This window comes from Sphingomonas endophytica, assembly GCF_001476895.1.
In the GTDB taxonomy this organism is placed as follows: Bacteria; Pseudomonadota; Alphaproteobacteria; order Sphingomonadales; family Sphingomonadaceae; genus Sphingomonas; species Sphingomonas endophytica_A.
Genome location: NZ_LDTB01000059.1, coordinates 1 through 23,300 on the forward strand (window position 1 = coordinate 1; position 23,300 = coordinate 23,300).

Genomic DNA, 23,300 nt, shown 5'->3' on the forward strand with positions numbered 1-23,300 from the left:
TGAGCAGGGCTGCGCCGCGCCGCTGACGCCGATGTATCTGCAGGCCGATCGCGGGCTGTCGACGACGAAGGGCGCGGCGGGCGGGGACAGCTATGTCGCCGATCCGGGCAACCCGGTTCCGCACCTGTCGCGCCCGGTCAATTTCAACGACGGGCGCTGGGGCGACTGGCTGGTCAGCGACCAGCGGCACGTCGACGGCCGCCCCGACGTGATGACCTATACCGGCCCGGTGCTGACTCAGCCGATGCGCGTGTCGGGCGCGCCGATCGCCGACCTCTATGCCGCGACGACCGGCACCGATGGCGATTTCGTCGTGAAGGTGATCGACGTCTTCCCGGCGGAAAATGCCACCGATCCGAAGATGGGCGGCTATGAACTGCCGATCAGCCTCGACATTTTCCGCGGCCGCTATCGCGACAGCTTCGCGAAGCCGACCGCGATCCCGGCGGGCAAGGTGCAGCATTATCGCTTCCGCCTGCCGACCGTGAACCACGTCTTCCAGCCGGGGCATCGTGTGATGGTGCAGGTACAGTCGAGCCTGTTCCCGCTCTACGACCGCAATCCGCAGACCTTCGTGCCCAATATCTTCTTCGCCAAGGCGGGCGATTATCGCGCCGCGACCGTGACGCTGAAGCGCGGCGGCACGCAGGCGAGTGCGGTGCTGCTGCCGATCGTGCCGGTGGAGCAGGCGCAGGCGGCGCGGTAGCGCCGTCGATCGCCTCTAACCGTCATCCCTCCCACGGCGCGGGGTCGAGCGTGCGGCGCAGGAAGGCGACGAACGCCTCCACCGCCGGCGGCACGGCGGGGGCGCGGGGATGGACCGCGTGGATGCTCAGGTCGCGCGGGCCTTCCCAGCCGGGCAGCACCGGCACCAGCCGCCCCGCCGCCAGCGCATCGCCGACGTCCCACAAGGATCGCAGCGCGATGCCGACCCCGGTCAGCGCCAGTTCGCGCACGACCTCGCTGGAATGGGTGCGGACATGGCTGCGCCCGTCGACGCTGTACCGCCGCCGTCCGTTGACCAGCCGCCACGGCAATTGCCCCTCGGCGGCGAGCAGCCGGTGGCGCGCCAGTTCGCCGATCGCGCGCGGCGCGCCGTGCTCGGCGAGATAGGCGGGCGCGGCGCACAGCACGCGGCGGTTGCTCCCCAGCCGGTGCGCGACCAGGCTGGGCGGGATGTCGACCGCGATCCGCACCGCCACGTCGAACCGCTCCGCGATCAGATCGACATTGGCGTCGGACAGCTCTAGCTCCAGCGCGACGCGCGGATGGTCACGCAGGAAATCGTGCAGGCGCGGCGCGATGTGCAGCCGACCGAACGAGGTGGGGGCGGAAACGCGCAGCGTACCCGATGGTGCGTCGCGCACGCCGGTCACGCGCGCCTCGGCCGCGCGGATCGCATGGAGGATCGCGACGACGTCGGCGTGGAAGCGCTCGCCCGCCTCCGTTACCGCCAGCCGCCGCGTCGTGCGCTGGATCAACCGCACGCCCAGCCGTGCCTCCAGCCGCGCCAGCCGCTTGGACGCCATCGCCGGTGAGATGCCCAGCGCGCGTGCCGCCGCCGACAGGCTGCCGGCCGTGACGATCCGCTCGAACAAGGCGTAATCCGGATCGAGCATTGTTGCCTCAGACGAAAAGGTGTTTCGACCTATTCGTCTCTACCGGCAACAGTGGCGATCGTCTATTTCCCCGTGACCAGAGGAGAGCGACGATGACGCAGATGATCGACCGGGCCGGTTTACAGGTCGCCGCATCGCTGGTGACGTTCATCGAGGCGCGCGCGCTTCCGGGCACCGGCGTCGCCGCCGATGCCTTATGGCGCGGGATGGCCGATATCTACGCGCGCTTCGCACCCGACAATGCCGCGCTGCTGGCGGTGCGCGACGACCTGCAGGCGCGGATCGACGCGTGGCATCGCGACCGCGCGGGACAGCCGGTCGACCCGTCCGTCTATCAGGCGTTCCTGCGCGAGATCGGCTATCTCGCCGCCGAGCCCGCGCCGTTCGCGATCGACCCGCACGATGTCGATGCGGAGGTCGCGCTGGTCGCCGGGCCGCAACTGGTCGTCCCGATTCTCAACGCGCGCTTCCTGCTCAACGCCGCCAACGCGCGCTGGGGCAGCCTGTATGATGCGCTCTACGGCACCGACGCGTTGCCCGGCGCGCCCGCTGCGCCTGGCTATGACGCGGCGCGCGGCACGGCCGTGATCGGCTGGGCGCGCGATTTCCTCGATCGCGCGGTGCCGCTGGCCGGCGGCAGCTGGCGCGACATCGCGGGGGAAATTCCGCCGCTCGCCGATCCGTCGCAGGAGGTCGGGCGCGCGGGCGACAACCGGCTGTATCGCCACCATGGGCTGCACATCGAACTGGTCGTCGACCGGACGCACCCCATCGGGCGCGACGATCCGGCGGGGATCGCCGATGTCGTGCTCGAATCGGCGGTCACGACGATCTGCGATCTGGAGGATTCGGTCGCGGCGGTCGATGCCGGGGACAAGGTCACGGCCTATGCCAACTGGCTGGGGCTGATGACCGGCGAACTGGAAGAGACGTTCGCCAAGAACGGTCAGGCCGTCACCCGGCGGCTGAACGACGATCGCGTCTATCATGATCTTCGGGGGAACCGGTTCACCCTCCCCGGTCGCAGCCTGTTGTTCGTCCGCAACGTCGGGCATCTGATGACCACGCCGGCCGTCCTGCTGCCGGACGGGGCGGAGGCGCCGGAGGGCATATTGGACGCGATCGTCACCAGCCTGATCGCGCTGCACGATCTGCGCGGGCGCCGTGCCAATTCGCGCGCGGGATCGATCTATATCGTCAAGCCGAAGATGCACGGTCCGGACGAGGCCGCCTTCACGAACCGGCTGTTCGACGCGGTCGAGGATCTGCTCGGCCTGAGCCGGCACACGATCAAGGTCGGCGTGATGGACGAGGAACGCCGCACCAGCGCCAATCTGGCGGCGTGCATCCGGGCGGTGCGCGGGCGGATCGTGTTCGTCAACACCGGCTTCCTCGACCGGACCGGCGACGAGATCCACACCGCGATGCACGCCGGGCCGATGGTCCGCAAGGCGGACATGAAGAACGCCGCGTGGATCGGCGCCTATGAGGATCGCAACGTGCAGATCGCGCTGGCGTGCGGCTTTGGCGGTCGCGCGCAGATCGGCAAGGGGATGTGGGCGGCGCCGGACCGGATGCGCGACATGCTCGATCAGAAGATCGCGCATCCGCTGACCGGCGCGACGACGGCCTGGGTGCCGTCGCCGACCGCCGCGACGCTCCACGCGACCCATTATCACGCGGTCGATGTCGCCGAACGACAGCGGGCGCGCGGTTCCGATCCCGTCGCGTCGCTCGACGCGCTGCTGACGATCCCGCTCGCGGCGGATCGCGACGCGCTGTCAGCGGCGGTGCGCGACGAACTGGACAACAATGTCCAGGGTATCCTCGGCTATGTCGTCCGCTGGATCGATCAGGGGATCGGCTGCTCCAAGGTGCCCGATATTCACGACATCGGGCTGATGGAGGATCGCGCGACGCTGCGCATCTCCTCGCAGCATATCGCCAACTGGCTGCTGCATGGGATCGCGGCCCCGGCGGAGGTCGATGCGGCCTTCCTGCGGATGGCGACCAGGGTCGATGCGCAGAATGCCGGCGACCCGGCGTATCGTCCGCTCGGCCCCGACGGGCTCGCCATGCAGGCGGCACGTGCCCTGGTGTTCCAGGGCGCGACGCAACCCAACGGCTATACCGAGTTGTTATTGCATCATTTTCGTCGCGCGGCGAAAGCGCCCAAAACGACAGACATGGTTAATTGATCCCTGCGGCGGAACATTTTTATCCGTCCGGCGCTTGGTTGTCGTGGAATCGATTGTAGAACATCTTCTTGCACAGGCCGAGCGGTACGATCGTCTGGCGCACCTGTGCGGTGCGCCGGACGGCAGCTTCCTGCATCAGATGGCGAGCGGGTATCTCGCGTTGGCCGAAAACAATCGTACCCCCGCCCCGCCGCCGGCGCGATCGGTCGCCCCGCCGCACGGCTGAGACGCCGGGCTCAGCGCTTGGGGCTGAGCAGGCCGTGCATGTCGAGCCAGCGCGCATAGGCGTCGAACCAGCCGGTGCTGGTCGTCGGCTTCCGGTACATGCCGAAGCCGTGGCCGCCGCGCTCATAGAGATGGAATTCGACCGGACGCTTCGCGGCGCGCCAGCGGTCGATCAGGCCGATCCCGTCATTGGCGAAGAACGGATCGTCGGCCGCGATCGCGACGAACAGCGGCGGCGCATCGGCGGGAACCGTCATCGCGCCCAGCGGCCCATAGATGTCGGCAATGAACGCCGGCCTGGCATCCTGACCCGCCAGCGTCGTCGCCATCGTCAGCATCGCTCCCGCCGAAAAGCCGATCATGCCGATGCGGTCGGGATCGATATGCCATTCGCCGGCGCGTTTGCGGATCAGCGCGAAGGCGGCGCGCGCATCGGCGATCTGCGGTCCCAGCCGCGCGGTCATCGCGTCGCCGTCGATCTTCGGGCGCGCGGCGGTGGCGGAAAACATCTCCGCCATCGATTTCTCGAATCCGGGCATGTCGGCCGGGGTCTGGTTCAGACGATATTTGAGAACGAACGCCGCGACGCCGCGCGCCGCCAGTGCCCGGGCGACGTCCCAGCCCTCATTCTCCATCGACAGGGTCCGGAACCCGCCGCCCGGCGCGACGACCACCGCGGCGCCGCTCGCGGTGCCGGGGGCGGGAAGGAACGGTGTCAGCGTCGCGACCGTCACGTTGCGCGTGAAGGTGCTGCCGTACTGCCGATGCCACGCTTCCTTGTTCCTGGCGTCGGGCAGCGGCCCGGTGTCGAGCGTGATCGCGGTCGGCTGCGCGGGCGCGGGGATCGGCGTCATCCGATCGTCCTGCGCCGCCGCGGGCGCGGCGAGCGTGCCCAGCGCGACCATGGCGCACCATGCGAGTGCGCAAACCCTGGCCTTCATCTCTCCATCCTCCCTTGTTGTCGCCGTCATCGTTGCGTCGATACGCCCGCCGTCGTCTGGACGACCGGTTTCATCGTGCCGTCGGGACGGTAGTGGAGCCGCTCGACCGTCACCGCGCGGCGTCCGATCGACCCGTTCAGGTCGCCGATCGCCAGCGTCGCGTTGTGCAGGAACAGATACCAGTTCTTCTTGTACTCGACGATGCCGGGGTGGATGGTGAAGCTGTACTTGCCCGATCCGGTCAGCTCGCCGCGATAGGTCCACGGCCCGTTCAGTGACGGCGCGGTGGAATAGGATACCTTTTCATCGCGATGCTTCGATCGGTCGAGCGACGCGTAGGTGAGGTAATAGAGCTTGCCGCGCTTGTGCAGCCACGGGCCCTCCTCGAAATGCGGCGGCGTGATCTCGGTGATCGGGCCGTCGATCTCGACCATGTTGGGCTTCAGCTTCGCGATATAGCATTGGCGGTTGCCCCACGCGATCCAGGTCGTGCCGTCGTCGTCGGTCAGCACGGTCGGGTCGATATCTTCCCAGCTGTGCGTGCCCTTGGGCGTCATCTCGTTGGTGATCAGCGCGGCGCCCTTGGCGTCGTGGAACGGACCGGTCGGGGTGTCGGCGACGGCGACCGCGATCGCCTTGCCCGGATGCGTCTTGTCGTGTTCGACCGCGGCATAGAACCAGAACTTGCCGTTCTTCTCGATCACCTGCGACGCCCAGGCGTCGGCCTTCGCCCACCGAAAGTCCGCGACCCGCATGATCGCGCCATGATCGGTCCAGTGCTTCAGGTCGGTGGTCGAATAGACCAGCCATTCCTTCATGTTGAACATCTCGTCGCGCTGCGCCTCGTCATGCCCGACATAGAGGTACAGGCGGTCGCCGACGACGAGCGGCGCGGGATCGGCGGTGAACGTGTCGCGAATGATCGGGTTCGATCCGGGGCGCTGGGCCACGCTGCCCGTCGCCGTCAGCAGCGCGCACGCCGCGATCAGGCCGCGTCCTGTTCCGTTCGCCAACGGCCATCCCCTCATCATCGTTCGTTTCCAGTATGATAGCGCTATCGCAGCGGTTGCCAAGCGCAATCGACACGTCGTCGGGATCGTCACCATTGTGTCATATCGGCCACGGCGGCGTGGCATAATCGATATCAAGTGCTGCGATGCACACAAAGAATCTTGCGTCGGGGCGGGCTGTAGAGCCAGCTTGTGTCGTGGACGTGCAACGACACGCCACCAGATCAAGGGGACTTCATGAAACGATCCTTCGCCCGTCGCGCCAGTGTCATCGCACTTGCCGCGACGCTGTTGCTGCCCGCCGCGGCCGTCGCGCAGGCGGCACCCGAACAATCCCCCGCCGATACCGCCGCGAGCAGCGCGACCGGCGACATCGTGGTGACCGGATCGCGCATCCGCCGCGACCCGCTCGATAACCCCTCCCCCGTCACGATCGTCGACGAGGCCGCGATCGCCAAGACCGGCCTGTCCTCGGTCGCCGACGTGCTGCAGCGTATCCCGGCCGCCGCGGGCGGCCTGAACAGCAAGTTCAACAATTCCGGCAATTCCGGCAATCCGCCCGACGGCGGCGGCGTCGGCGCGGGCTCGGCGGCGATCGACCTGCGCTATCTGGGCGCCAAGCGCACGCTCGTGCTGGTCGACGGCCTGCGCTACGTCAACGGCGCCAGCGCGAGCGGCATTCCCGGCACGGTCGACCTGAACTCGATCCCGGACGTCATGATCCAGCGCGTCGAGGTGCTGCAATCCGCCGCCTCCGCGCTGTACGGCTCCGACGCGATCGGCGGCGTGGTCAACATCATCACCCGCTCGGGCCAGAAGGGCTTCCGCGCGTCGGCGCAATACGGCCAGTATCTGGGCAAGAACGACGGCGGCACGCAGAATTACCAGCTGAGCTGGGGCGGCGGCGCGGAGCGTATCCATCTCGACGCGGGCATCTTCTACACCAAGCAGGATCCGGTCAGCGCGCGCGACCGCTCGATCTCGCAATTCCCGAACCCTGGGCAGACGACCTGCAACATCCCCAATGGCGGCTGCTCCAGCTTCACGCCGCTGGGCCGCTTCGTCGTCAACGGGCAGAACATGACGCTGCGCGGCCCGGTGATCGGGCGCCGCCCGGTCTATGACCCGACGCTGGCGACCGGCGATTACAAGGCGTTCGGCAACGGCGACCGCTTCAACTTCGCGCCGTTCAACTATCTGCTGACCCCCAACGAGCGCTATGGCGGGTTCGCCAATGCGCGCGCCGAATTCGCCGACTGGTTCAACGTCCGCGTCCGCACCGTCTGGAACCATCGCCAGTCGCAGAACCAGGCGGCGTTCCTGCCGCTGGGGATCGGGCCGGACGTCGGCAACGGCAACCTGCTGGACACGATCACGATCGACGCGAGCAACCCGTACAATCCGTTCGGCGTGTCGCTGGTGCCGGGGCAGAATTACGACGCCATCTATCGCCGCCTCGTGGAGGCGGGACAGCGGACCTACAACCAGACGGTCGATACCTGGTCGGTGACCGGGACGATCGACGGCAAGTTCCAGCTGTTCGGCCGCAACTGGTATTATGACGCCAATGCGGTGCTGGCGACCAACGACGCGCACCAGCTGTTCACCGGCAACATCAATGCCGCCAATCTGGCGCAGGCGCTGGGCCCGGTGGCGCAGTGCACCGGCGCGTGCGTGCCGTTCAACATGTTCGGCGGCGTCGGCTCGATCACGCCCGAGATGCTGGCGTTCGTCGGCTTCAACGAACGGTCGCGCAGCCAGCAGACGTTGAAGGACTATACGCTGAACGTGTCGGGCGAGCTGTTCGACCTGCCGGGCGGCCCGGTCGGTGTCGCGGTCGGTTACGAGCATCGCGACCAGCAGGGCAGCTTCACCCCCGATCCGATCATCCAGGCCGGGCTGGGCGCGGACATCCCGGCGCAGGCGGCGCGCGGGCAGTTCAACGTCGACGAATTCTACGGCGAGCTGCGGCTGCCGCTGATCCGCGATGTGCCCTTCCTGCGCTTGCTGGAACTGAACGGTGCGGCGCGGCACTCGAACTTCTCGACCTTCGGCGGCAATACCACGCTGACGGGCGGGGCGTTGTGGAAGCCGGTCAGCGACCTGCTGCTGCGCGGCCAATATGCGGAAAGCTATCGCGCACCGTCGATCGGCGAATTGTTCGGTGCGCAGTCGCGCTTCGACGCCACGCTGCCCGATCCGTGCAGCAACGTCGCGGGATCGCCATATCAGTCGTCGGCGACGGTGCGCACGAACTGCACCGCGGCGGGCGTGCCCGCCAACGGCAGCTATGCCGAGCCCAACGGGCAGTTGCCGGTCCTGACCGGCGGCAACCCGCGCCTGAACCCGGAAACCGCGACGACATGGCTGTTCGGCGGCGTGTACAGCCCGGCCTGGGCACGGCAGGGTTTCGCCAGCGCGCTCAGCCTCGAAGTCAATTACTATGACATCAAGGTCGATGGCGCGATCGCGGCGATTCCGCAGGCGACGTTGCTCAACCGGTGCGCGCAAACCGGCGACGCGCTGTCCTGCGCCGCCATCGTTCGCGCACCGACCGGGGTCATCACCGCCATCAACGGGTTGTTGCTCAACACCGGCGGCATTCAGACGCGCGGCATCGACGCGACGTTCAACCTGCGGACGCGCCAGACCGGGGCGGGAACGTTCGGCCTGTCGGTCAGCGGCAACTACCTGCTGCACTATCGCGAGATCGTGCCCGCCACGACCGGGACGACGACGATCGACTTCACCGGTCTCGAACGCGGCAGCCCCGATCAGGCGTTCCCGCACTTCAAGGGACAGGCAACGCTGGACTGGGATATCGGCGCGGTTGCCGCGACGATCACCGGGCGCTATATCGACAAGGTGCGCGAACAGCAGAACGGCAACCGCATGGACAGCCGCTTCTACACCGACCTGCAACTGTCGTTCCGGCCCGGCCTGCTGGGCGAGCGGATCGGGTTGACGCTGGGCGTGAACAACCTGTTCGATCAGGATCCGCCGGCGTGCATCTCGTGCAGCCTCAACAACTTCGACCCGACCACCTACGACATTCCGGGCCGGTTCGGTTACGCGCGTCTGACCTACGGGTTCTGAGGCGTCAGGCGAGGCGGGTGCTCTGAGCGCTCGCCCCGCCGCCGTTCGTCATGGCGAGCGTGGCGACGCCATCCAGGGCGGGATCAGGACGCTCCGGGTGGCTTCGCTACGCTCGCCGTGACCGTCTTACCGAAACACCACCGTCCGGGTGCCGTTCAGCAGCACGCGGCCTTGCAGGTGGAGCCGCACCGCCTCCGCCAGCACGCGGCGTTCGATGTCGCGGCCCTTGCGGACCAGTTCGTCGGGCGTGTCGGCGTGGCCGACCGGCTCGACATCCTGTGCGATGATCGGCCCTTCGTCGAGGTCGGCGGTCACGTAGTGCGCGGTGGCGCCGATCATCTTGACGCCCCGCTCGTGCGCCTGATGATAGGGGCGGGCGCCCTTGAAGCCGGGCAGGAAGCTGTGGTGGATGTTGATGCAGCGCCCCGACAGCCACGCCGCCATGTCGTCCGACAGGATCTGCATGTAGCGCGCCAGCACCACCAGTTCCGCGCCGCTACGCTCGACCAGCGACCGGACCAGCGCCTCCTGTTCCGCCTTCGTCTCGCGGTTGACCGGCAGATAGTGGAACGGGATGTCGCCGATATGCGTCGCCAGTGCCGAACGCGGATGGTTGGAAACGATGCCGACCACCTCCATCGGCAATTCCCCGATCCGGTGCCGATAGAGCAGGTCGGCCAGGCAATGGTCGAAACGCGACACCATCAACAGCACGCGTTGCGTCTGCGCGGTGGGGAGCAACGTCCACGCCGCGCCGATCTCCGTCGCGACCGTGGCGAAGGCGGTCGATAGCGCGGCGGCATCCGTGCCCGCCAGTGCGAAGACGATCCGCATGAAGAAGCGCTCGGTCAGCTGGTCGTCGAACTGCTGCGCGTCCAGGATATCGCCGCCGCGCTCGGCCAGGAAGCCCGCGACGCGCGCGACCAGCCCGGGGCGGTTCGCGCACGACAGGCGCAGGGCGTAGGTGTCGATCATCGGCAGGTCACTTTCGTTACCGGAACGTGCCACGCGACACGTCCGGGCCGCGCCCTCACATCATGCGCGATGATCCGCGTCAATCCACAGGAAATGGTATCTCTTTGGTCCGGGATAAGGCTTTACAAGTGCGGGTCGCGGCTTAGCATCTCCCGGCGAGGCGACGGGAGGCGAGCGAACATGGGTGAGGCCGCAACGGTCCGGGGGATGCTGGCGCTGCTGCTGTCGCTGGGGGCGGCGCCGCCCGCGCTGGCGGCGGAGGTGGATCTGACGCGCGCCGCGATCCTGCCCGTCGCCGATGCGGACGGGACGAGCGCGGTGGCGGCGGACCTGCTGGCGGGCGATCTGCGCGCGCTGGGCGCGACCCCGGCGGGGGTGGTCGCGCAGGATACGCGCTGCGCGGCGACCTGCGTGGTGATCGGGACGGTCGATGCGCCGCTGGTGCGGCGGCTGGCCAGGGCGGGCGGTATCGATCTGGCACCGCTGAAGGGGGCATGGGAACGTTATGCGCGCGCGACGGTGCGTGCCGATGGGCGCACCTATCTGCTGATCGCGGGGTCGGATGCGCGCGGCGCGGTCTATGGCGTGACCGATCTGTCGCGCGCGCTCGGCATCTCGCCCTGGGCGTGGTGGGCGGACGTGACGCCGCGCCGCCGGGCGGCGGTCACGATCGACGACCGAACGATCGTGTCGCGTTCGCCATCGGTGAAGTATCGCGGCATCTTCCTGAACGACGAGGATTGGGGGCTGGAGCCGTGGGCGGCGCGGACCTACGATCCCGCCAAGGGCAATATCGGGCCGCGCACCTACCGGCGCGTCTTCGAACTGATGTGGCGGTTGAAGGCCAATACGATCTGGCCCGCGATGCACACGATCTCGACGCCGTTCTTCGGCGATCCGGGCAATGCACCGCTCGCGCGCCGCTATGCGATCGTCGTCGGCAGCTCGCACGCCGAGCCGATGCTGCGCAACAATCTGCGCGAATGGAGCGAGGCGAAACGCGGCGCCTTCGACTATACCCGGCGGCGCGACGCGATCCTCGATTACTGGCGTGAACGGGTCCCGGAGACGAAGGATCAGGACGGCTTCTACACCGTGGGCTTGCGCGGGTTGCACGACGGCCCGATGCAGGGCGCGACGACCACGGCGGCGCGGCGCGCGGTGCTGGAGGATGTCGTCGGGCGACAGCGCAAGCTGCTGGGCGATACCCTGGGGCGGCCGGTCGCCGACATCCCGCAGCTCTATGTCGCCTATCACGAATTGCAGGAGGCGTATGACGCCGGGCTGACCGTGCCCGACGACGTGACGCTGATGTGGACCGACGACAATTACGGCTGGCTGCGGCGGCTGAGCACGCCCGCCGAACAGCGGCGCGCGGGCGGGGCGGGGGTCTATTACCACCTGTCCTATTGGGGGCGGCCGCACGACTATCTGTGGCTGGGGACCACGCACCCCGCGCTGATCCGCGAGCAGATGGGGCGGGCGTGGGAAACCGACGCGCGGCGGATCTGGGTGGTCAATGTCGGCGATATCAAGCCGATCGAATATCTGACGCAATATTTCCTCGACCTCGCCTTCGATGCCGACACGTTCAAGGACGCGCCGAAAGCGCATCTGACCGCGTTCATGGCCGAGCAGTTCGGCGACGCCGACGCCGCCGCGATCGCCGATGTGATGTGGCGCTTCTACGATCTCGCATGGCCGCGCAAACCGGAGTTCATGGGCTTTGGCGAAACCGAATGGGTGACGCCGAACCGCCCCAGCGCCTATGTCATGTCGGACGGCGAGGAGGCGCAGGCGCGGATCGCCGCCTATCGCGCGCTGGTCGCCGATGCCGACCGGATCGCGGCGCGCATCCCCGCCGACCGGCGCGATGCCTATGAGGAACTGGTCGGCTATCCGGTGCGCGGGGCGGCGCGGCTGAACGAGCGGATCCTCGACCTCGATCTGGCGCAGCTCTACGCCCGGCAGGATCGCGCCAGCGCGAACATCTATGTCGCGCGCGCGCAGGCGGCGCACCGCGCGCTGGTCGCCGACACCGCGCGCTACAATGCGCTGGCGGGCGGCAAGTGGCGCGGCATGATGGACATGGCCCCGCGCCGCCTGCCGGTCTTCGCCGAGCCGATGTGGCCGTCGTGGGAGGCGTCGCGGCAGACCGGATGTGCGACCGCGCAATGGGGATCGTGGATCGGCGACGAGAACGTCCTGACCTTCACCCGTGGCACCCCCGCCACCCGACCCGTCACGCTCTACGCGCACCAGCCCATCGCGGTGACCTGGCAGGCCGGCGCGCTGCCCGCCGGGCTGTCGCTGTCCGTCGCCGGGGGGGCGCTGACCGGCGCCAACGGCTATGAACAGCGGCTGACGCTTTCCTACGACGGCAAGGGCGCGGTCGCGCCGCTGACGCTGACGTGCGGGGGCCGGCCGCTGACCGTCCACGCCGCCACGCTCGCCCCACCGGCCGATGGCGGCGCGAAGGAGGTCGATCGGCGCGTCACCATGCCCGCGCTGACCGCGACGGCGGGTGCGGACTGGCAGCGGGTGCCCGATCTCGGCAGCTATCGCGGCGCGCTGCGGTCGCGGCTCGACCTGCCGCACCGCGCCGATCCGGGGCAGGGTACCCCCGCCACCTGGCGCTTCGCGAATATCACCGAGGGGTCCGCGATTCTGCGCCTGATCGCGCTGCCCACCCACCCGACGGACCCCGAAAAAGGACTGCGCGCGGCGGTCAGAATCGACGATGGCGCGTGGCAGGTGGTCGATTTCGCCACCCATGGGCGCAGCGATCGCTGGCGCGCCAACGTCCTCGCCAACACCGCCACCGTCGACATCGTGCTCGACAGCATCGCCGCCGGCGCGCACCGCATCGCGCTGATTCCCCTTGATCCCGGCATCATGATCGACCGCATCGAACTGGTGCTCGACGGCGCCCGCCCGCGCTATGCTCCCTTCCCGACCGAGGACCGTTGATGACCGTCACCCGCCGCGCCCTGCTCGCCTCCGGCATCGCCGTCCCCGCGCTTCCCCCCTTCGCCATGGCCGCGCCGGCGGTGCCGTATCTCGACAGCGGCGACGCCCCCGCGCCGTTCGATATCGTCCCCGAACCGCCCTTCGTCGCCGATCCGTCGCTGCTGCGGCTCGACACCGGCTGGCTGTTCCACAAGGGCGATATCGTCGTGCCGCAACCGATGGGGCATGAGGATACCTATCACGCCGCCAAGGCGGGCGTCGCGCCGGGCGCGGCCGGGGTGGCATGGGACGACAGCGACTGGCGCGAGGTCGTCCTGCCGCACGACTGGGCGATGGAGGAGCCGGTCGATCCCACGGCGAATGTCGCGCAAGGGTATCGCAAGCGCGGGATCGGCTGGTACCGCCGCACGCTGCAATTGCCCCCCGAATGGCGCGGCAAGTATCTGGAAATCCAGCTCGGCGCGGCGGCGACCAACGCCACCGTCTGGTTCAACGGCATCAACGTCGCGCACAGCTATAGCGGCTATACTGCGATCCTGATCGACATCACGCCCTATGCGCGCTTCGGCGAGGAACTGAACACGCTCTCGGTGCGCGTCGATGCCGATACGATGGAAGGCTGGTGGTACGAAGGCGCAGGGCTCTATCGCCACAATTGGCTGGCGGTGCGCGACCCGGTCGCCATCGTCACCGACGGCCTCCACGCCGATCCGCGCCGCGTCGACGGGCGCTGGACGGTGCCGGTCGCGCTGACCGTCGCCAACAACGCGCGCCAGGCGGCGACGGTGCAGGCCGAGGCAGTGCTGTTCGATGCCGCCGGGCGTGAGATCGGGCGCGCGACCGGTGCGGTGACGATCGATCCGCTCGACCGGGGCGAGGCGCGGATGACGATCGCGGTCGCCGATCCTAAGCTATGGTCGGTCGAGACGCCGACGCTCTACCGTGTGGAGGCGCGGTTGCTTCGCGATGGCAAGGCGATCGACACCCGCGCGACCAGGATCGGCTTCCGCGACCTGCGCTTCGATGCAGGCACGGGCTTTTACCTCAACGGACAGCACGTCAAGCTGAAGGGCGTCTGCGTCCATCAGGACCACGCCGGGGTCGGCGTCGCGATGCCCGACGCGCTGTGGGACTGGCGCGCGCGGCGGCTGAAGGCGATGGGGTGCAACGCGATCCGTTGCTCGCACCACGCGCCCGCGCCCGAGATGCTGGACGCGTGCGACCGGCTGGGCATCCTCGTCATGGACGAGAACCGCAACTTCAACCCCAGCCCGGATTTCCTCGCGCAGTTGGAATGGCTGGTGCGGCGCGACCGCAATCGCCCGAGCGTCATCATGTGGTCGGTCTTCAACGAGGAACCGATGCAGGCGACCGAGCAGGGATTTGAAATGGTCCGCCGCATGGCGCATGTCGTCAAGGAACTGGACGACAGCCGCCCGGTGACGGCGGCGATGAACGACGGCATGTTCACGCCCCTGAATGTGTCGCAGGCGGTCGATGTCGTCGGCATCAACTACCAGCATCGCAGCTACGACCCGTTCCACGCCGCGCATCCCGCCAAGCCGATGACGAGTTCGGAGGACACCAGCGCGTTCATGACGCGCGGCGTGTGGAAGACCGACCTCGCGAAGCACGAAATGTCGTCCTACGATACCGAGGCGGCGGACTGGGGGCTGACGCACCACCAAAGCTGGAAGGAGATCGACACGCGCGCCTTCGTCGGCGGCACGTTCGTGTGGACCGGCTTCGATTATCATGGCGAGCCGACGCCGTTCGAATGGCCGACGACCAGCAGCCTGTTCGGGATCATGGACCTGTGCGGCTTCGCGAAGATGGCGTTCCATTTGCGCCGCGCGCAATGGGAGGATGCCGCGCCCGCGCTGGCGATCGCCCCGCACTGGACATGGCCGGGCCGCGAGGGGCAGCCGATCCGGGTGATGGTGCTGTCGAATGCCGACACGGTCGAACTGTCGCTGAACGGCAAGAGCCTGGGCAAGCAGAAGGTCGATCGGCTGGCGATGCCCGAATGGCAGGTGCCCTATCAATCCGGACGGCTGGAGGCGGTCGCGTGGCGCGGCGGGCGCGAGATCGCGCGCACGTCGGTGGAGACAGTCGGTGCGCCGGTCGCGCTGCAGCTGATCGCCGACCGGCGGACGATGCTCGGCACCGGGACCGATGTGCAGCCCTTCACCGTGGCGGCGGTCGATGCGCGCGGGCGCGTCGTGCCGGGCGCGGACGCGCGCGTGACCTTCGCAGTGACGGGCGGCGCGGTGATCGGCGTCGGCAACGGCGATCCCAACGACCACGATTCGGAGGTCGAGCCGGTGCGGCGGCTGTTCTCCGGGCTGGCGCAGGCGCTGGTCCGCGCCGATGCGGGTGCAGGTACGGTCACGCTGACCGCGAGCGCGCCGGGGCTGAAGAGTGCGCGCGTGATGGCGCGGGTGGTGAAGGCGGAGCCGCTGCCCGCGCTGCCCCCGACGCGGCCGGTCGCGCAACTGACCGATTGGAAGCGCAGCGAGTTCGTCGCCACCCGTCCCGATCCGCTGCGCGTCTATGCGAAGAACGACATGAACAGCCTGCTGGGCGCGCGCCCCGGTCGGCTGGAGCAATCGCGCGATGCGGCAGCGGTCTGGTCGACCTATCGCACCACGTTCGTCCCGCGCCGTCGGGTGGCGGAGCAGGGCGGCGTGGTCGCCTTCGCTGAGGTCGTCGGGCGCGCCGAGGCGTGGATCGACGGCGAGCGCCGCGCGGTGAAGAGTGATCCGGCGGCCGGACCGCTTCTGGTGCCGTTCCCCAAGGGCGCGGGCGAGCATGCGCTGGTGCTGCTGGTGCAGGCGGAGCCGGGGCAGCCTTCGGGGCTGGGGAAGGTGGTGGCGGTGCGGGAGCGATAGGGTTCCTCTACCGTCACCCCGGCGCAGGCCGGGGTCCCGTGCCCAGCAGAACCTTCGGCCGTGATTCTGGACCCCGGCCCGCGCCGGGGTGACGGGTGAGACATGCTCCTCCCGCATGTCCGTCATTGCGAGCGTAGCGAAGCAATCCACGGCGTCCTGATCCGGCGCTGGATTGCTTCGCTATGCTCGCGATGACGGGTGGGTATGGCGAACGACGCCATGCCACCATGCACCGCGCCGCCTCACACCTTCAGGATGATCCCCCGCCGGTCGAGCATCCACCCGAACGCGCAGCACACCAGCGTATAGGCCAAGGCACACAGCAACGACCCGACCGGCCCCGGCGCGAGGGTCTGGAACCACGTCTCGCCGATCCATCGATACAGCCCCACACCGGGCCGGACGTGGATCAATTCCAGCGCCACCACGAGCAATTCGGAGAACAGATAGATCGCCAGCGGATTGCGCCCGAGCATCTGGAGGAAACCGCGCCCGGCCTGCACGCCCTTCACCTCGACCACGCCGATCACCGCGCCCAGCAGGATCATGTCCAGCCCGACCGTCAGCAGCACGAACGACCCGGTCCACAATTTCTTGGCGATCGGAAACACCGGCGCGATCAGCACCGCCATCAGCACCAGCGCTGCGCCGATCAGCACCATCCGCTTCACCGTCGCGGCATGCTTGCCCCAACGCTGGATCGCCACGCCGGCGAGATAGCCCGCGATGACATTGGCGGTGGCGGGCAACGTACCGAGCAGCCCCTCGGGATCGAAGCCGTGATCCTTGCGGTACAGATGCTCCGGGCCGATCAGCCACAGGTCGAACAAGGTGCCCGCGTTCCGGTACCGCCCGAACGCCTCGCCCGGCGGGCTGAGGCCGACCAGGATCGCCCAATAGGCGACGATCAGCGCGACCGCCGTCGCCAGCAGCCACCTGGGCGACAGGTATCGCGCCAGCAGCCCCGCGAGCAGGTAACAGAGCGCGATCCGTTGCAGCACGCCCGTCACGCGCGTCTCGCCGAAGGGCTTCACCGCCCAGCTGCCATCGGCATGGTGGGTGACGAACGGAAACCAGTACATCAGGAAGCCGAGCAGGAAGATCAGCGCGGCCCGCTTGAAAATCCGCCGCAGGAACACGCCGTCCGGCATCGGCCTGGTCAGCGCGAAGCTCATCGCATTGCCGACCGCGAACAGGAACGACGGATAGATCAGATCGGCCAGCGTGAAACCGATCCACGGCGCATGAACCAGTTGCGTGAACGGCGTGCCCGCGCCCGCGGTGTTGACGACGATCATCAGGAAGATCGTCGCGCCGCGGAACATGTCGAGTGAGGCGAAGCGCTCCGGCTTGGCGGCGACCGTCGTCATGGGCGTGCGACCTCCGCCATCAGCGCGCGCGCATCCCCCACCGCATCAGCGGGCGCGGCGGCGCGATAGGCGTGGTCGTCGGCGACCCACCGATCCTCCCACGCACGCAGCTTCGTCGTGAAGGCCGCGTCATCGACCGGACGCTTCGCCAGCGCGGCGGTGCGCGCCTCGGCGAGGTACATCGTCCAGCGCGGCAGATAATAATCCGCGTACAGCCCCGCCCACGCCTTCGACGCATAATCGCCCAGATGCCCCGCGCCGCCCCAGATCGTGACCTGCGCCTTGGCATCCTGCTCGAACCGCCGTGCCTCGGCGGGGGTGTCGGCATAGGCGCGCGCGTCGCCGATCCAGCTCGCCAGCGTCTCCTGCTGTCCGCCGATCAGCCGGTCGATCGCGCGCGCCATACGGGTGATCGTCGCGGTCTCACGGTCGCCGGTGGTGACGTCGCCCTTCTGATACGCGGCGACCGCCGCCTTGACGTGATCGTCGAGCGACAGGCTCGCTTCGTGCCGGACCAGATCGATCAGATCGTAGCGGAACAAGGCGCTGTCACGATAGCGTGGCGCGAGCGTCAGCAGCGCGTCGATCCCCGCGCGCGCCTTCGCCCGGTCACCGGGTTCGGCGGGGAAGGTCGGGGCGTCGCTCGCGGGCCGCTTGAAGAACAGATACGCGCCCGCGCGCTGGTTCCACCAGCGCGGCGTCCAATAGCGCGTGTCGTACACCCCCGCGACCACATCCCGCCACGCCGCGATCAGCGCGGGGTCGCTGCTGCCGTAGCGGCTCTGCATATAGCGCGTCAGCCACGGCGACAGCGCCATGTCGCCCGACGGCCAGGCCGCGTCGAAGGCATAATCGTACACCAGGCTGTTGTTGTGCAGCCCCTCCGGGAACATCCCGAACCCGCGCACCTGCCCGCGCGAAGGATCGGCGAGCAAGGCGGCGATGTCGGTGCGATAGAAATCCGGCGCGCCGTATAGCGGGTTGCTGCCGCCGTAATTGTGGACGTAGCCGTAGATCCAATCCTTGCCGTCGAAGCCGTTGGTCTGTTTCCAGATGCCGGGATAGCGGTCGTTGCCGATATCGAGGATCAGCATCCGTTTGTCGGGCACGTCGCGCAGGAAGGCGGCGATCGCGTCGCGGGTCCAGAAATCCTTGTCGGCGCCGAACAGCCAGCCCTGCATCACCCAGGTCGCGCCCGGCTGCGCATCGGCGATCGAGGCGAACAGGCGCTTGCCATAGGCCGCGAGCCGCGCGTCGCGCACCTCCTTGGGCAAGGCGGCGGCGCGGGTCGCGGCGGTGTTGGCGGTGCTGTCGCCATATTGGGCGTGCGCGGTATCGCTGCCGTCCTCGGCGATCGGCGGCACCATCTCGTTGAACGCGTCGGCGAGATAATAACGCCCCGCGCCATATTCCGCGGTGTAGAGCTTCAGGAAGCGCGCCGCGAGCCTGGCGAACAGCGGGTCTGACGGATCGAGCCAGTACGTCCCCGGGAACCCCTCCCACTCACGCATACGGTAGATGCGCGCCTCCGGGTGCGCCTTGGCGAACGCCTCCGGCACGTATCCAGCAAACGCGGGCAGAATCGGCGTCATGCCGAGCGATCGCATCCGCGCGAGGATGCGCTTTTGCAGGACGCGCTTCTTCTCGATCCAGTTGGGCGAGAGCGGCGCGCGATAGCCCGCCATATTGCCCATCCGCTCCCACGGCAGGAACGGCGCGCCCGCGAAGAGCTGCGAAACCTGCGCCTCGCTCAGCCCCTGTTCGCGCCACAGCGCGCGCCAGATATATTCCTGGCCCTCCATCGCCAGCGGCATGTCGACGCCGTGGACCGCCATCAGGTCGATCTCACGCTCCCAGCGCGCCCAGCCCCAGTAAGGCGTGGTGTAGCCATAGGTGCAGGTGTTCAGATACGCCCGGTAGCCGAACGGCGAGACGATCCAGCCGCTGTCCTGGCGGGTCAGTCCGGTCAGCGCACCGACCCGGCTCCCCTCCCAGGCGGCGTGGAAGCGGCCCTGCCGGTTCAGCGCCTGCGTGACCCCGCGCACCGCCGCGACGGGCGATGACGCGGTGACGTTCACCCGGTCACGCGCGACCTGCACGCGATAGCGTGCGTCCTGCGCGGGGGTGAGGGTGACGGCGACCTTCGCCGCCGGGATGCCGAGCCGCGCGAGCGACGCGCGCGCGTCGGCGGCGGTCTGCGCGCGCGCGGCGGTCGACAGAAACAGGCCGGCGATCAGGGCGGAGGTTCGCAGCATGGTCATGGCGGGAATCCTTCGTCGTGATCGTGGGCAAAGAAAAGGGGGCGGACGCCGCGCGGCCGGTCCGCCCCCTCCTTCATCAGAAGCGCGTCGACGCGGACAGGTAGAAGGTCCGGCCGGTACGGCTGGTCATCTGGAACGTGTCGGCGGTCGTCTGATACGCGTCCTCGTGCGTGTCGTTCAGGTTGATGACGCCGGCGGTGAAGCTGAGTGCCGGGATCGGGGTGAAGCCCAGCGCCACGTCCATCTGCGTGCGCGGACGGACGACATGGGTCAGCCCGCCGTTGACGAAGAAGCTGGTCGAGGCGTCCTGAACGTACGAGCTGCGGTGATTGACCGACAGCCGCGCGCTGAACATCTGGTTCTCCCAGTATGGCGTCAGGTTCCACGTCAGCTTCGACAGGTCGCGCAGGTTGAACCCGGTGCCCAGCGCCTTGGCGTCGGTATCGACGACGGTGACGTTGCCGACCACGCCGAAGCCCTTGACCGGCAGCAGCATGTCGAAGTTCTGCGACGCGCCGAGTTCGATGCCCTTCACATGGATGACGTTATTGTCGTTCAGCTTGCGGCTGAAGCTGTAGTCGGTGCGCCCGTCCGCCGACTGGCAATCGCTGACCACGCCGTTCAGCGCCACGCCGTCATAGGACGACGGGCAGTAGAATTGCGTGAACGTGCCGTTCTTGATCGCCTTGTAGAAGCCCGCCAGCGTGATCGAATTGCCGTTGCCGTGGTAGAATTCGAAGCTGATATCGGCCTGGTTGGCGGTCAGCGGCTTCAGCCGCGATTCCCCCTGCGATACCGACACGCTGGGGCGCAGGCTGCTGGTGTCGCGGAAGATGGTGTCGGCCATCTGCGTCTGGTTGTTGAGCAGCGGGCGCACCAGCACCTTGGCCACCGCCAGACGCGCGACGAAGCGCGACGTCAGGTCGAGCGCGAGGCTCGCGCTCGGCAGGAAGTTGCCATAATCCTGCTTGACGTGGGTCTGGCCGATCAGCTTCGCGCTGCTGTCGGTGCCGTCGGTCACGCTGACGGTCACGTCCTGCTTGGTATGCTCGTAGCGCGCGCCGATATTGCCGCGCACCGACTTGCCGAACAGCATCCCGTCGACGTTCATCATGCCATACACGGCCGGGATGTAGCGATCGACGCGGTACGTGTTGGGATAATCGGGCGTGTCGGGAACGCTGATCCCCTTGTCGCGCAGGATCGACTGCCACAGCGGCGCATTCACCGACAGGAACTGGTGCGGGATCGACATGTCGTTGCCGAGGAAGTTCTTCACCAGCACGCCGGTCGAGCCCAGATCCGGGATCGAGCCATATTCGGGATAGGCCGCCAGATTGTCCATGTCGCCGTCGCGGTCGTGGCGATAGGCGAGCGTCTGGAAGCTCTCGTGGTGGAACTTGGCGCCGAACACGAACGACTTGATGCCCGCGGCGTCGATATCCTTGGTCAAATCGACCTGCGCCGCGCGGTCACGCGCCGACTGGATGTGCGTCGCCCCGTCGACGAACGCGAACCACGTGCGGTTGGCGGTGTTGTAGATCGAACCGTCGGTCAGGCTGGCGGTGTTCCACTTGACGTTCTCGGGGTTCGAGATGTCGAGCGTGCCGCCGCCCCGGAACCGCACCTCGTCGATCGTCGCCCATTCGTACAGCTTGGCATCGCCCTGCGTGTAATGGCCGACCGCGCGGACGTGGAAGGTGTCGCCCGGGCTCCAGTTGATCGTGCCGGTGTACGCCTGCGTCTGCAGCTTGCGGAGTTCGGGCTGGTCGTTGTTGTCGACGTTGAAGTTGCTGATCGAGATGTTGTTGGCGACGCCGTTCGCCTTGCCGTTGACCGTCACCGCCGATGCGGCCCAGCGGCCGAACACCATCTGGCGCGTGTCATAGGTGGTGTGGTCGCGCGAATATTCGGCCTGGAGCAGCGCCTCGAAATTGTCGGCGGGCTTCCACTGCACCGCGCCGCTGCCCATCAACTGCTCGGTATCGCGATCGATGCGGCGATAGCGAAGGTTGCCCGGCACCTGCACGTCGCTGGCGCCCGCGACCGCACCCGGCTGATACCAGTTCTTGATGAACAGGTAATCGCCGCGATCCTTCAGCTTCTGATAGCCGAGGTCGAGCATCACGCCGATCGTATCGTCGGCGAAACTCTTGATGAAGGCGCCGTTGATCTTCGGGGTCACGCCGCCGCGATAGTCGGAGTGATAGCCCTTGATGCCCGCGACGAAGCTCGGCCCCTTATAGGCCAGCGGCTTGACGGTATCGATGTTGACCGTGCCTGCCAGCCCGCCCGCGTCCATGTCGGCGACCGGCGACTTCACGACCTGGATCGCGCTGGCGAGATCGGTCTGGATGATGTCATAGCGGAAGCCGTCCTTGAAGTCGGCGCTGGCGAAGGTCTGGCCGTTGATCGTGGTGCGCGCATATTGCGGGCCCAGGCCACGGATGCTGATCGTCGAGCCGCGGCCGTTGATGTTCGACATCTGGACGCCGGCGATGCGCTGGATCGCCTCGGTGATGTTCTGCGCGGGGAACTTGCCGATGTCCTCGGCGGAAATGCCGTCGGTGATGCGGATGTCGTTGCGCTTGGCGGCGAGTGCGGAGGCGATGCTCTGGCGATAGCCGGTGACGACGACGTCGCCGCTCGTGTCGTCTCCGGCGGGCGCGGCAGCCTGCGGTGATGCGTCGACGGTCGGCAGCGGCTGCGTGGTGGTGGCGTCGGTCTGCGCCAGTGCCGGCGTGGCGGCCAGCAGTGCGACCATGATCGCGGCGGGACAGGTCGTGGTCTGCAACCAGCGCGGCGGCAGATTGCGCACGGAATCACGCGTCGGTGTCGTCATGTATTTCCCTCCCTCGAATGCTCCGTCGGCGCCCGTTCCGGCGTCCGTCGGATCCGTGGCCGCTTCCCGGGCGGCCGCTTCGGGAGACATCGTCACCGTCACGACATGCCGCCGCGACGCCCCGTGAGACGATGACCCCCGCATGCGCGACGATCGTGACCATCGCGTATCCCATTCCGCCGCTGAATGAATTGGTCTTCAATTGCGGCGCGTTTGTAATCTTATGGTACTATCGATCGCACGCGATTTGCCAATCTGTCAAGCAGCTTACACGGAAGAGGTCCGGGATTGGTCTGGGTAGTCCCTCTTTCGAGCTCCGCTAAAAAGTATGATGAATTATCAATGTGATAATGGATTTCCATCCTTTCCACCCGCGCGACGGTTTGTCAGGCAGGTCGCCTTCGTCACCAATGCCTTTAACGTGCCAGCACCCCGCGAATCGCGACGAGGCCAGCCGGAGCGACTCCGTGAGCCGGCAACGCAGGGGGGAGGGGGCGATCAAGGAACGTCGGTGACGGCAGGCGCGAACAGGACGCGCCATTGGGCGAGGAGCAACCGCGCCAAATGTATCAGCGGACGAGCGTCAACGACCGCAAGATCGGATCATGATGGAATTTCGGAATTTTCGTGGAGCGGGTGAAGGGATTCCGTTCCAATATCTTACGGCGCCGAAAGCCACGAAAATCCGCGGTTCCTGGTTCGTCCGAACAGCCTTGTGCTACAGGTTGGTGCACAGTTCAATGCACAACCTGGAACCCCACCGCCTTTGAACTAATCGGATCATTTGGGTTGGCTTGGGGGGAAAGCAGCACGTCCGCTGTCGAGTACTACACGAACAATGTAGCCGTTCATTCAGGTGGCGCGGAGGAGCGTCAAACGCTCGCCTTAGAACGGGCGCAGGT

12 protein-coding genes are annotated in these 23,300 nt (G+C 67.7%); 5 read left to right on the top strand and 7 right to left on the bottom strand.

Features of this window, described 5'->3' with window-relative positions:
- Nucleotides 1–706: CocE/NonD family hydrolase (locus NS334_RS13480; protein WP_153002745.1), on the top strand; the 706-nt coding region annotated here is incomplete at its 5' end.
- A 22-nt stretch (nt 707–728) separates the two neighbouring features.
- On the opposite strand, the gene NS334_RS13485 is transcribed toward NS334_RS13480, so the two are convergent.
- Nucleotides 729–1,619, bottom strand: coding sequence for a LysR family transcriptional regulator (locus tag NS334_RS13485; RefSeq protein ID WP_058756482.1), 891 nt, complete (start codon nt 1,617–1,619; stop codon nt 729–731).
- A gap of 101 nt (nt 1,620–1,720) precedes the next feature.
- Between NS334_RS13485 and NS334_RS13490 the strand changes: the two genes are divergently transcribed.
- Complete coding sequence (locus NS334_RS13490) at nt 1,721–3,817, top strand: malate synthase G (protein WP_083500479.1); 2,097 nt, start codon at nt 1,721–1,723, stop codon at nt 3,815–3,817.
- 236 nt (nt 3,818–4,053) lie between these two features.
- Here the strand turns inward: NS334_RS13490 and NS334_RS13495 are convergent, their stop codons facing one another.
- On the bottom strand, nt 4,054–4,983 hold the full coding sequence (locus NS334_RS13495; protein WP_058756484.1) for an alpha/beta hydrolase: 930 nt from the start codon (nt 4,981–4,983) through the stop codon (nt 4,054–4,056).
- Nucleotides 4,984–5,009: 26 nt separating this feature from the next.
- Nucleotides 5,010–5,996 carry a glycoside hydrolase family 43 protein gene (locus tag NS334_RS13500; RefSeq protein ID WP_241491951.1) on the bottom strand — a complete coding sequence of 329 codons (987 nt, stop codon included), beginning with the start codon at nt 5,994–5,996 and terminating at the stop codon, nt 5,010–5,012.
- Nucleotides 5,997–6,230: 234 nt separating this feature from the next.
- Between NS334_RS13500 and NS334_RS13505 the strand changes: the two genes are divergently transcribed.
- A complete protein-coding gene (locus NS334_RS13505) occupies nt 6,231–9,089 on the top strand; it encodes a TonB-dependent receptor domain-containing protein (RefSeq protein ID WP_058756486.1) in 2,859 nt (952 codons plus the stop codon).
- Between the two features lie 126 nt (nt 9,090–9,215).
- On the opposite strand, the gene purU is transcribed toward NS334_RS13505, so the two are convergent.
- Entirely contained in the window at nt 9,216–10,064 is an 849-nt protein-coding gene (gene purU / locus NS334_RS13510) for a formyltetrahydrofolate deformylase (RefSeq protein ID WP_058756487.1), read from the bottom strand.
- A 180-nt stretch (nt 10,065–10,244) separates the two neighbouring features.
- On the opposite strand from purU, the gene NS334_RS13515 reads away from it, so the two are divergent.
- Both NS334_RS13515 and galA read left to right on the top strand, forming a co-directional pair.
- Nucleotides 10,245–13,034: a glycosyl hydrolase 115 family protein gene (locus NS334_RS13515; protein ID WP_153002747.1), complete on the top strand. Its 2,790-nt coding sequence runs from the start codon at nt 10,245–10,247 to the stop codon at nt 13,032–13,034.
- Entirely contained in the window at nt 13,034–15,925 is a 2,892-nt protein-coding gene (gene galA, locus NS334_RS13520) for a beta-galactosidase GalA (RefSeq protein WP_058756489.1), read from the top strand. Before NS334_RS13515 ends, galA begins: the two co-directional genes overlap by 1 nt.
- Nucleotides 15,926–16,167: 242 nt before the next feature.
- Here galA and NS334_RS13525 read toward each other — a convergent pair whose 3' ends face one another.
- The 3 genes from NS334_RS13525 to NS334_RS13535 all read right to left on the bottom strand — a co-directional run bounded on the left by NS334_RS13525 (nt 16,168) and on the right by NS334_RS13535 (nt 22,398).
- Nucleotides 16,168–17,295, bottom strand: coding sequence for an acyltransferase family protein (locus NS334_RS13525; RefSeq protein WP_058756490.1), 1,128 nt, complete (start codon nt 17,293–17,295; stop codon nt 16,168–16,170).
- On the bottom strand, nt 17,292–19,556 hold the full coding sequence (locus tag NS334_RS13530; RefSeq protein ID WP_058756491.1) for an alpha-N-acetylglucosaminidase: 2,265 nt from the start codon (nt 19,554–19,556) through the stop codon (nt 17,292–17,294). Before NS334_RS13530 ends, NS334_RS13525 begins: the two co-directional genes overlap by 4 nt.
- Before the next feature lie 76 nt (nt 19,557–19,632).
- Nucleotides 19,633–22,398 (bottom strand): TonB-dependent receptor, encoded by a 2,766-nt coding sequence (locus tag NS334_RS13535; protein ID WP_193753102.1) that lies wholly within the window; start codon nt 22,396–22,398, stop codon nt 19,633–19,635.
- Between the last annotated feature and the right edge of the window lie 902 nt (nt 22,399–23,300).